4 protein-coding genes are annotated in these 12461 nt (G+C 49.2%); 2 read left to right on the top strand and 2 right to left on the bottom strand.

Annotated elements, in window-relative coordinates; genetic code table 11:
• Nucleotides 1-43: 43 nt before the first annotated feature.
• Complete coding sequence (locus tag QZN53_RS00495; RefSeq protein ID WP_163436683.1) at nt 44-4699, bottom strand: fibro-slime domain-containing protein; 4656 nt, start codon at nt 4697-4699, stop codon at nt 44-46.
• Between the two features lie 309 nt (nt 4700-5008).
• Nucleotides 5009-9778 (bottom strand): fibro-slime domain-containing protein, encoded by a 4770-nt coding sequence (locus QZN53_RS00500; protein ID WP_163436685.1) that lies wholly within the window; start codon nt 9776-9778, stop codon nt 5009-5011.
• Between the two features lie 347 nt (nt 9779-10125).
• Between QZN53_RS00500 and QZN53_RS00505 the strand changes: the two genes are divergently transcribed.
• Both QZN53_RS00505 and QZN53_RS00510 read left to right on the top strand, forming a co-directional pair.
• Nucleotides 10126-11004 (top strand): GGDEF domain-containing protein, encoded by an 879-nt coding sequence (locus QZN53_RS00505; RefSeq protein WP_163436687.1) that lies wholly within the window; start codon nt 10126-10128, stop codon nt 11002-11004.
• A gap of 33 nt (nt 11005-11037) precedes the next feature.
• Nucleotides 11038-12423: an MATE family efflux transporter gene (locus QZN53_RS00510; RefSeq protein WP_163436688.1), complete on the top strand. Its 1386-nt coding sequence runs from the start codon at nt 11038-11040 to the stop codon at nt 12421-12423.
• Nucleotides 12424-12461: the final 38 nt, after the last annotated feature.

The raw sequence follows: 12461 nt of genomic DNA on the forward strand, positions 1-12461 counted from the left end.
CGGATTTTATCCGTTCCTTTTTCAAATCTGTTCGTCAGATTACTTATTTGCCAGCAGCTTTCAGGTAATCCGTCACAGGCTTCGGCGAGCGCTTGATGCCCCAGACAGAAGTGGTTTCCTGCTTAGCTTCCTTACCGGCAGAACCGAGTCTCACGTAGGAATTGAGCTTAACGATGTAAGCACCGGTACCCACCATGCGGCCCTTGTCAGAACGCATGTTCCAACCGATGAAGAAGTTGCGATCGTTGCCAGCATCGGTGCAGAGGCCACCGTTGAAGTACTTTTCAGAGTTCTTGCTGTCATCGCAGTAAATCTTCTGTTTCTTGCTTGCAACAAAGCCACCAAGGTTCGTGTAGTACTGGACTTCGTAGAAGAAGAAGACATCAGCAGGATCAACCTTCTTGCGTTCTTCTTCGTCGAGGCCGTTGAACAGAGCGTACATGTCAGCCTTGACAAAGTGACCCGGCTTACCACCTTCAGCAGCCATGACTTCGTTCTTGGTCATAGTCGTACGGTAAGCGTTCACAGTCACAGCAGGCACCTTGTCGCCAGACGGGCCGTTAGCCGTAGAGGCAAACTTGTTTTCAATCACGGCGATTTCAGCGTCACCCGTGACCGGGACCCACATAGACGGGAGTCTCTTCGTTTCGTTGTAGCTCGTCGGAGAGTTCCAGTAGTAGGCCGCGTCAGAAGCAGCACGCAGAGTATCGCTACCCGGCTGCGTGTAATGCGTCGTATCGGCATCAGACCAGAACACGTTCGACAGGTCACCACCCAGGCGCACATAGTCGCCCACGTGCGGAGAAACGCTACCGCGCAGGTACATGTACTTGATACGGCCTTCGCCATTAGCAGCACCCAAGGCAGGCTCGCTCTGAGCAGTCACCTTAGCAGAGGTGTTACCCAAGGCAGACACAAAGCGGTTGGCTTCCGGCAGTTCAATTGCGGAATTCAGGTAGAAGTCCAGAGCATCCTTCTTATTAGAAGAAGCAATGAGCTTGACCGGTTCAGACATGATAATCACAAGGCTATCGTAGTCAGTCAGGTCGTCACCATTCTTAATGGTACGCACTTCAGCACGCAGCGGCACAGGAGCAATACGGTCGGTCAAAGCACCGGCGAAGCCCTGCTTCACGTTCTTACCCTTATCTTCAAAGATTGCGTAAGAATGAACCTTACCCACACCAGATGTCTTGACAGCTTCAGAAAGCGTGAGGCCGCCAATCGTAATCAGGTTGGAGCAGTAGCCGCCCTTACCATTGTATTCAACCTGCTTAGAGCAGTCAATGTTGCTCTTGGACACTTCCACCAACTGGTTACAGGTAATGGAGGTATCCTTCGGAATGGTAGAATAGCCATCCTTATGCGGGTTATGGTTAACAGCCGAAGTGGAATCCCACATAATGCAGATCTTGGTCGGCAAGGAGTCCTGGTGAATCGGGCGGTCATAGTAAATCGCAATAGAGTCACCGATACCATCCAAGTATTCCTGGCTCATGCTGAAGTACGGGGCCGGGATCTTGTGTTCCAGAGTGGGAGTTGCACCCTTCACGTCGAACACGTCAGCCAAAACCGGGTACGGTACCGGAGGATCGCGGAAGTACATCGGAGTGTACACAGCCTGCACAAAGTCGTTGTATTCGGCAACGATCGTTGCAGGAGAATTGATAGAAGGATCCGTATCCCAGCGGTACTTAGTCAGCGAGCGCACAGAAATCGTGGCGTAGCCGTTGTTAAATTCCACTTCTTCTGGAATAAAGTCAATCTTTGCAGAGGTCGTAGAACCCTTCCTAATCTTGAGGCCGTTACATTCGGTCAAGCAGGGGCTGTAGCTGCCGTCTTCGTTGGGTTTCAACACGGCAAGGTACAGGTCATACACAGAGCCGACCCAGTATTCGTCATAAGTACCATCGGCATTTGCAGTCTGGCCCTTAACGGACTTGGCGTTACCACCTTCTTCCGGAATAGATTCGATAAAGGTGATCTGCGGCAGATAGAAGCTGATCGTCACAGCATTCTGTCGACCCGTCACACTCACGTTGAAGGACTGAATGCTATTGGTCATGTTATCCATGTCAATGGTTGCATAGAGCGTATCGACACCGGATTCACCAATATTACGCTTCTGACCGGAACCGAGTCTCTTGCGGACGGTACCTTCGGTCGTCACGGAATCATACCAAAGAGTCAAGACCTTGTCGTATGTGAGCGTGTATTCCACACCAATTGCATCCTGCGGGAAGATTTCAACGCCCTTCGTATTACCTTCGCCCGGAGCGACAGAAGACACATAGATAGGAATGTATTCGCCTGCCATAGCGGTGGTCTGCAAGTTATACTTGCCATTCGGAATATCGACACCGTTCGTATCCTTGGCAACACCGTTTGCATAAATCACATCGACTTCGCCACTCATACGGAAGGTAGCCACCTTCTTGGACTTGCCGTCGATGTTCACGAACAGCGTATAGCGGCCACCGCCCAAGCACATCTTATCCTTGTCCACCTTCGGAGCGGTCAAAGAGGTCAAGTCAACACCGCACTTGTACACACCCGGAGTAGACACATTTTCAAATCCAGGAACAGGTTCAGAAGAAACCAAGTTACCATTTACAAGAGTATAGGAAATGTTCAAGCCAGCTTTGGTAATCTGGTCGCCGCAATAGGTTTCTTCCTTGTCGTCACCCGTCATGGCAGCAGCGCAGGAGCCATCGCCAGACTTGGTGTAGCAGATTTCGTAAGAAGTTTCAGACGGGTTACTCGTGTTCTTTTTACCCTTGGCACTAATTGCAGTCTTCTGCTGGATGTACATGTTCGTCTTGATACGCACGTTACTCATGGTCGTACGACGGTCGCAGAAGAAGATGTCGAGGTCATACTGGTTACCAGCAACAAGCTTTCCGCTCTTACCTTCAAACTTATCCAAGTTCGCATAACCCGGGGCGGCCAAGTGAGTACCACCGAGGTCCACAGCCAGCTTGTTGTCAATGAACACCCAAATGTCGTCGTCGCCGCGGAAGTTAAACTTCAGGCCCGGCTTATAGGTAAACTTAGCATGGGATTCAAAACAATAATGCTGGTTTCGATCAGCCTTCCAACGAGGATTACCATTTGCAGCAAGTGTTGCTGCTGAATCGACAATCTCAGAGTCAGCCTTGTAGAAAGTCCATCCCTTAGGAGGGCTATCCTGACAAGACCAGCCAATAACGCAAGAGCCAGAAGGAAGCTTAAGAGCTTCTTGGATATAGGTAGTAGTTTCTTCGCCATCGCCAAATACACCAGAACAGTCATGACCACCATCCCATCCAGCGCCGTTACAGAACAAATCAATAACAGGCATTTCCTCGTCAGGATCAATGGCACGAAGTGCAGGGCCATAGAAAATTGCACCTTCAGCGGTACGCTTGGTACGGGCTTTGGCCACCGGTTTCTGATTGGGATCTGCAGCTAAAATAGTAGCATCTGTCGTTGTTTCAACCGGATAGAATCCGCCAGGAACCTTTACACCCGCGCTAACATAAAAATCGGAATCAAATTCCCACTTACCATCACTAGCCCTAGTAAAAGGCATGTCATAGCAGCTCTTTTCGTTCACACCTTCGGCATAGTTGAACAGCTGGTTAAAGTACTTTTCATCGATAAAGCACTTCTTTCCGGCAGTAGTCAATTTCGGCTTTCTCAAAGCCTGCGGAACAGTTTCATCAAGAGTCGATTCCACAATACCCTTAGTTACACCGATACAAGCTTCAATAGCAGTAATAGCGGTAGTCTTGTCGACGCCCTGAGCGGCAGTACCATTCATAGCCTGGCAGCCTTCTCCACCCTGAGACCAGCAAGAGAATGCCGGGTGCAAATCGGCGTCAGTATCGTAAATAATAGCAGCCATGGTGTAAGAGCAGTTACCTTCGATACCATCGACTTCGGCAGCACTATAATAGTAACCATCGGCATTGGTCTTCTGTTCTTCGTCCGGGACAAAGAACAAGGAGTCAACGCCCATATTGAAAATCATTCCCAAAGAAATCGGCTGAGCAGCGGCTGCGGTTTCCCAGTTACCGTTCACGCCAATCATATCTTCGCGGGCATCATCATCATCACGGAAGAGCAACACATTATCCGTAATTTCTTCGTTATAGAACACGTAGGAATACCAGCCGCACATGCCATCAACAGCCTTCATGGGCTTACCAGTGTTGCCGCCATCCAAGCTGAGCATGGGCACAGAAGACATCCATTCTTCCATTTCAGGCGGAATCATTACAAAGAAATACTTTGCATCAGGAGGATCCGTGCTAATTACAGTCTTTCCTGCAGAGGCAGGGTTATCATAAATGTAGAGATTCGTACCAGCACCAAAATCAGCGCAAGTGAACTTATCAGCCTGGTCCCAGCCATTGATATCATAGGCTACGCGGGATATCCCAGGACTATTCCAGTCTCCACCTCCAACAAACAAAAAGTTATCGGCGTATTGCGAGCCATATTTTGAGGCATCCAATTCAGTCCAGCCACCATCTGCAGCAGGTGTGATGGGCAAAAAGCCACCATCCACAACAATATTTGCGGCAGACCAATCTTTAGGCAACCTTACATGAATTGTGCCCTCGCATTTCAGAGCAAATGCATTCTGCACTCCCGCGAGAAGCAAGCAAACACCCAACGCCCACTTAACTAGGAGGTTCGTTTTATTCATTTTCATTTTAGTTTCCATCGATGGTTTTCCTTCCAACATAGAATGGCAAAAAGGCAATCCCTTTCGAAATGCCATAGACCGCCCTCAAATTTACTCTTTTTTGCGGAAAAAGCCAATTTATTTTTGCTGATTTTTTGTGAAATTTTAGTTCCTTTTGTGTACAAAAACTTATAAAAACGAAACTTCGTGAGTTTTGTCACAAAAAAAACAGTCTGTGTAAAAATATGTTTTCAACACAGGCGTTTTCAAGCCCTTCCATATAAAAAAGGAATGGATTGAATCCATTCCTTTTTACTAGTCAAAAAGTCAAGCGATTTATTTAGCAATAGACTTCATGTATCCCGTATCGGGTTTCGGAGAACGTCTGACCCCCCAAATAGAAGTGCTTTCTTGCTTAGCACGCTTACCGGCAGAACCGAGTCTCACGTAAGACTTGAGCTTAACGATGTAAGCACCCGTACCCACCTGGCGACCATTGTCAGAACGCATGTTCCAACCAATGTAGAAGTTACGGTCGTTACCGGCATCGGTGCAAAGTCCACCGTTAAAGTACTGGATACGTTCACCCGTTTCCGGATTGACTTCGATGTTCTTGGCATCGTCGCAGAAAATCTTTGCGGTCTTGCTTGCTACGAAATTACCCAGGTTGGTAAAGTACTGGACTTCAAAGTAGAAGAACACATCCTGCGGAGCAATAGATGCACGTTCTTCAGGAGTAAGGCCATTGTACAAGGCATACATATCTGCCTTGACCAAGTGACCCGGCCTACCACCTTCCTCAGCCCAAATTTCAGCCTTGGTCTTGGTCGTGCGGTAAACGTTCACAGACACAGCCGGAGTCTTTTCGGTGCTCGGCACGTTTGCGGTCGAAGCATACTTGATTTCGTCCACAGCAATTTCAGCATCGCCAATCACCGGAACCCACATCGAGGGCAAGCGCTTGGTTTCGTTGTAAGCGGTCGGAGAATTCCAGTGGTATGCAGCATCGTTGGCAGAGCGCATCGTATCGGCACCGGTAACAGCCGCATTGATATCGGTCGTATCGGACCAGAACACGTTCGTCATGTCACCGGCCAAACGCACATAGTCACCCACATGCGGAGAAACACTTCCACGCAAGTACATGAACTTGATGCGGCCTTCACCAGTCTTGGCGTCGGAACCCAAAGCCGGATCACTCTGGGCAGTCACCACAGAAGATCCACCACCCAGAGCAGACACATAGCGGTTTGCTTCGGCTAGTTCAATAGCAGAATTCAAGTAGAAGTCAAGAGCCTGCTTCTTGTTCGACGACGTCACCAACTTAACCGGTTCAGACATCACCACCACAAGGCTATCGTAGTCGGTCAAGTCGTCACCATTCTTAAGGGTACGCACTTCGGCACGCAACGGCACAGGAGCCATGCGGTCAGTAAGCTTGCCGTCAAAGCCCTGCTTCACCTGCTTACCCTTATCTTCGAATTCAGCGAAGGAATAAACCTTACCGACACCAGACGTCTTCACCTTTTCAGACAGTTTGAGTCCGCCAACCATAATCACGTTCGTGCAGTAGCCGCTATCAGACGGTGCAGAGCAGTCGATATTGCTTGCATCAAGCGGAACAAGTTCGTTACAGTTAATCGAAGAATCCTTCGGCATGGTCGAGAACTTTTCGGCATACGGATTATGGTGTTCTGCCGTAGTAGAATCCCACATCACGCAAATCCTGGTCGGCAAGGAGTCCTTATGGATTCGGCGGTCGTAGTAAATAGCGACAGAGTCACCGATACCATCCAGGTATTCCTGCTGCATACTAAAGTACGGCGAAGGAATAGCGTGTTCCACCGTCGAGAGCGAGCCATGAGCATCGAACACGTCTGCCAGAACCGGGAACGGTACCGGAGGATCGCGGAAGTACATCGGGCTATACACGGCCTTCACGAAGTCATTGTATTCAGCAACAATCGTTGCCGGACGATGAATCGACGGATCCGTATCCCAGCGGTACTTGGTCACCGAGCGAATCGATATCTTTGTATAACCATCGACAAAGTATGCTGCAGTCTGTCCCTCATCCCACATAAAGTCAATCTTCGGGGAAGTTTCTGCGCCCATATGAACGCTGACGCCGTTACACTTTTCTGTACAAAGGCTATAAGTACCGTCCAAATCCGGGACCAAGATAGCCAAATACATTTCGTAAATCGAACCGACCCAGTTTTCTTCGAAAGAGCCATCAGCCTTTGCAGTCTGTCCCTTGACAGGAACGGCATTTTCGCCTTCTTCCGGAATCTTTTCGATAAACGTGATCTGCGGCAAGTAGAAGTATACGGTCAACGGGTTCGGTCTACCCGAAACGCTGATTTCGAACGGTGTAATCGGATTCTGCAAGTTCTCCATATCAACCGTTGCATAAAGCGTATCGACACCACTACTACCAATCGTCAGCTTTTCACCAGAATGGAGCTTCTGGAAGGCTTCGGTACCCGTGGCAGGGTCAACAACCTTCTTGTATATGGTCATCAGATTGTTGTAGTTAAGCGTATAGTCCATACCCGCGGCATCATCCGGGAAGATTTCAAGTTCTTCCGATTCGGTACCAGGGGCAACGTTCGAAACATAAATCGGAAGCATATCGCCACCCATGGCAATCGTTTCCACGGTGTATTTACCCTTCTGGACAACATCACCGGTTTCTTCATCCACGGAGATTGCATTACCGTTCTTGTAAAGCACATCCACTTCACCGGTGGTCTTGAAGCTCATGACCTTCTGAGACTTGCCATCGATTGTCACGAACAAGGAGTAATAACCGCCCGGCAAGCAAAGCTTGGTCTTGTCCAGCTTAGGTTCAGTGAGGTTCGTCAAGTCAATACCGCACTTGTACACACCCTGAACATTGACATCCTTAAATCCGGCAACCACGTTTTCGGTAATCTTCTTACCGTTCACAAGCGTATATGCGGGGATTCTACCAGATTCCAGAATCTGAACACCGCAGTATGTGGCACCTTCATCAGTACCCGTCATGGCAGCGGCGCAAGAACCATCGCTTGTTACCGTGAAGCAAAGGTCATAAATGGTTTCGTTCATGTTCAACGGGTTCTTCTTCGGGGTCGCCTTAATAGCCGTCTTCTGCATAATGTACATGTTCGTCTTGATACGCACATTACTCATGGTCGTACGACGGTCGCAGAAGAAGATATCAAGGTCATAAGTATTGCCGTCCACCAACTTTCCACTCAATCCAGTGAAATTGTTGAGATCAACATAACCCGGAGCGGCCAGGTGCGTACCGCCCAAGTCCACAGCAAGTTTATTATCAATAAACACCCAAATGTCATCGTCACCGCGGAAGTTGAACTTCAAATCAGGCTTATAGGTGAACTTGGCATGCGATTCAAAGCAGAAGTGTTGGTTACGGCCACCGGTACCGGCAGCATTTTGCGTAGACGTCCAGCGCGGCACCCCAGCCGTTCTTGTAGACGGCGTCTGAGTTCCATTCACAAAGAAAGCCCAGTTTTCCGGAGCGTCAGTAGCACAGCTCCAACCAAACACACAAGCACCGGTTCCCAACTTGAGCTGTGCCGCAATAGCCGTAGTAGTACCATCACCATCGGCAAAGAGCTTCTCACAATTCATACCCGAGTTCCAACCGGGACCCTTGCAAAGAACATCAATCTTTGGAATATCTTCCACCGGATCATTTTGACGAAGGGGCGAAGAATAGAATACCGGGCCTTCTGCCGTACGCTTGGTACGGGCTAAAGGAGCAAGAGTTGTCTGAGACGGATCCGCCGTAAGAATAGACAAATCTGTCGTATTTTCTACCGGATAGAAACCGCCCTGCACCGTAAGTCCCGGGCTAGTATAATAATCCGAATCAAATTCCCACTTACCATCTTTAGCACGTTTGAATGGCATGTCAAAGCAGCTCTTTTCATTTACACCCGGCGTATAATTGAACAACTGGTTAAAGTACGCGTCATCCATAAAGCACTTTTTACCCGTGGTACTCAACTTGGGTTTTCTCTGCGACTGCGGAACCGCCGGATCAAGGTGGTCTTCGACAATACCCGAAGTCACACCAATACAATCATAGATGGCTTTAAGAGCCATCATTTTATTCACACCCTGAGCAGCAGTAGCAGAACCAACCCCCTGACAGCCATCATTTGTCTCACTCGCACCATCCGAATAGCAAGAGAAAGACGGATGCAAGCTAGCATCGGTATCGTAAATCACAGCAGCCATGGTATAGGAGCAAGTACCTTCGATACCACCCACTTCAGACGCGCTGTAGAAATAACCATCCGGGCTATCCCCCTTCTGTTCTTCATCCGGTACAAAGAACAAGGTATCGATACCCATATTAAAGATCATATCCAAAGGAATCGGCTGGGCATGTTCTTCCTGTTCCCAGTTTCCGTTCACACCAATCATATCGGTTCGTTCAATGTCGTCATCACGGTAAAGCACCACGTTATCAGACATCGTATTTTCGCCAATGAATACGTAGGAATACCAACCGCACATATCGGCAACTGCAGTCATGGGATAGCCAGTCACGCCACCGTCCATACTGATCATCGGAACAGAAGACATCCAGTCTTCCATTTCGGGAGGAATCATCACAAAGAAATACTTTGCACCAGGTGGGTACTTTCCAGTAAACGTTCTACCCGGTCTATCGGGGTCTTCAGTCACGTAAACTTGTTCTTTTTCACCGGGGCAAGGAAGGGTTGCATTATTGGTATACCAGTTTTCTCCTACAGATGACGGCGAAACACCAAATACTGTGCTAGTTATACCTTCAAAAGTCGCAGTCACTGTACCCTGGTTTCCTATGGAGAAAAAGGAATGACTCGCATCATCAATTCTCAGGTTTTCCAAATCATACTCATAGAACCCATTTGCATTCAAGGTCATTTTCCTAGACGCGGCATTGTGACCACCAATATAAGCGGCAGTCCAATCAGCCGGAGCTTTAAAGTAGACCGTACCCTTACAAGTTATCGGATTCGTTTGCTGTTGTTGTTGAGCCCAAACTCCTTGCACCCCCGCAAAGAGCAGGCAACAGCCCAGGGCATATTTCCATAACGACATTTTCCACAAAGAAAATTGTGTATCTCTCTTCATATGACTTCCTTAAAGCTGGGTACACCAAAAAGACCGGCCTTTTTGGGACACCACAACCTACGTAAAAATATCCTTTTCTTTACAAAAAAGCACATTTTTTACTTTTTTTTTCATTTCATGCCCTTCCATGTTGCAAACAAGTGAAAAAACGCCCTAATTTCAGCAAATTCCGCAATTTTCACGCAAAACAATTAACAAATGTTTGCCAAAGCAACCGCAAAAATGGCGCAAAAACCCGATAGACAAATCACACAAAAATGCACAAGCCCGGTCAACCTGTTTTTTATTACATTTTAAGCGAAAACGGAGTGCTTATGCAGGACATGGACCGAACAATTGCCAGCGGCAATACAATCAAGCTACCCGTCGCCCCCATGCGACCCCACCTGATTGTGCTTTACCCGCAACACTTATTCAAGCAAGTACCGCTCGAAAAAGGGACGGTCGTGCTCGGTCGTGGGCAAGATGCAGACATCCGCCTGGACGACGAACTGGTTAGCCGCAGGCACTGCGCCGTCACCTTCGACGGTGTCGACGTAACAGTCAAGGACCTTGGCAGCACCAACGGTACCTTTGTAGACGGTTCACCGATTGCCGAATGCAAACTCGAAGACCACAACCGCCTGCAAATCGGCAAGATGGTCCTGAAAGTCGACTTCAAGGACGCAAGCGAAGAAGCCTTTGACCGCGAGCTGTACGAAGCCGCGACCATGGATCCGCTCACCAAGATTAGCAACCGCCGCACGTTTATAGACCGAAGTCTCGGCGAACTGGCCCTGGCCCGCCGCAACAACTATTACGTTCATGCCATCATGGTCGATGCCGACCACTTTAAGCGCGTGAACGACACCTGGGGTCACCAGTGCGGAGACATGGTCCTCAAAGAAATCGCCCGCATTCTTAAAGAAGAAAAGCGCGAATCCGACCTGCTCGCCCGCTACGGCGGCGAAGAATTCGTGCTGCTTTTGGGAGGTATCGGCCCCGAAGACGCCAAAAAGAGCGCCGAACGCCTGCGCTCGGCAGTGGAAAGCCACCGCTTTTCGTGGAAAGACACGATTATCCCGGTGACCATTTCTTTAGGCCTTGCTAGCCGTCAGGGCGAAAATATCGGCAAAATCGAGGATTTGATAGCCGAATGCGACCGCCTGCTTTATGTGGCCAAAGAGGGTGGCCGAAATCAGGTAGCCTTTTAAATTGTAAAGAAAAATTCTACATTTGGCGCCGAAATGTCTAAACTGAATTCCGAGCGCCTTAATTCCTTTGGTTCTGCAAGTATCCCTAAACTGGTCCTGCAGTTCTCGGTTCCTGCCATCATCAGCATGCTGGTGAACGCCCTTTACAACGTAGTGGACCGTTTCTTTGTGGGCCAAGGCGTCGGCAGTCTCGGCATTGCAGGCATTACGCTCTGTTTTCCGATTTTCCTGTTCATGATGGCCATGTCCATGATGGTGGGCGTGGGCGGCAATACGCTTTTTGCCATCCGCCTCGGGCAAAAGAAGTACATCCAGGCAAGCATCATTCTGAACAACTCCTTTTCGCTCCTGATTCTGATGGCGATTGGAGCCTTCACGCTGGGCGAAATCTTCATGGAGCCCCTGCTAAAGTTGTTCGGTGCAAGCGAGCAAACCTTGCCTGTGGCCAGCAGCTACATGCGCATCATTCTGTGCGGGGCAATCTTCCAGACAATTGCCCCCGGCATGAACCACTTTATCCGTTCGATGGGCCACCCGAAAACGGCCATGTTCCGCGAAATCGCGGGTGCTGTCACGAACATCATTCTCGACTACCTCTTTATCATGAAATTCCACTGGGGTATCGAGGGTGCCGCCTGGGCAACCATCGCATCGCAGCTGGTAGCATCGGCTCTCATTACGCAGTTCTTTGTCAAGAAATCATCGCCGATCAAGATTCGCTGGCGCCATATGAAGTTGCACGCCGCCTACGTGCGTAAGATTTATATTCTCGGTTTACCGCCTTCCGTGATGCAGATTTGCAACAGCCTGATGAACGCGATACTCGCCTGGAGCCTGACCACCTACGGAAACATTAGCGTGCAGGCAGTAGGCACACTTTCGGGTGGCGATATGGCAATCTCTGCTTTCGGCATTACAAACAGCATCGTTTCGATTATCATTCTGCCGCTCCTCGGATTCGTTCACGGCACCCAGCCGATTATCGGCTACAACTACGGCGCACGCCTCAACAACCGCGTCAAGGAAACACTCAAGTTCGCCTTTATTTATGCGGGCAGTTTCATGTTTGTCACCTGGGCAATCCTCATGTGGCAAGCCGAAACATTCGTGGCACCGTTTGCACCGAACGATCCTGAACTCATCACGCTTTCGGCCTGGGCCATGCGCATTTTTGCAGCCGCCTTCTTTATGATTCCCTTCGGCATGGTTTCGGGGAACTTTTTCCAGGGTACAGGAAAGGCATTCAGGGCCATGTTCCTGAATGCCTGCCGTCAAGTGATTTTACTGATTCCGTTCCTGCTGATACTGCCCCACTTCTTTGAACTCAAGGGCGTATTCATGGCGCAGCCCATTGCCGACACGGGAGCCGCCATTATTGGGCTCGCCATGCTTTGGCATGAACTGAAAAAGTTAAAATAGTTCTGACATAAAAAGGAGATCCCGGCTTCCCCGTTCCG

Source organism: uncultured Fibrobacter sp. (assembly GCF_900316465.1).
GTDB lineage: Bacteria > Fibrobacterota > Fibrobacteria > Fibrobacterales > Fibrobacteraceae > Fibrobacter.

Bases quoted from the DNA above. Each gene is read 5' to 3' on its own strand.
- QZN53_RS00495 (WP_163436683.1), bottom strand. From the start codon at position 4,699: ATGAAAATGAATAAAACGAACCTCCTAGTTAAGTGGGCGTTGGGTGTT.
- QZN53_RS00500 (WP_163436685.1), bottom strand. From the start codon at position 9,778: ATGTCGTTATGGAAATATGCCCTGGGCTGTTGCCTGCTCTTTGCGGGG.
- QZN53_RS00505 (WP_163436687.1), top strand. From the start codon at position 10,126: ATGCAGGACATGGACCGAACAATTGCCAGCGGCAATACAATCAAGCTA.
- QZN53_RS00510 (WP_163436688.1), top strand. From the start codon at position 11,038: ATGTCTAAACTGAATTCCGAGCGCCTTAATTCCTTTGGTTCTGCAAGT.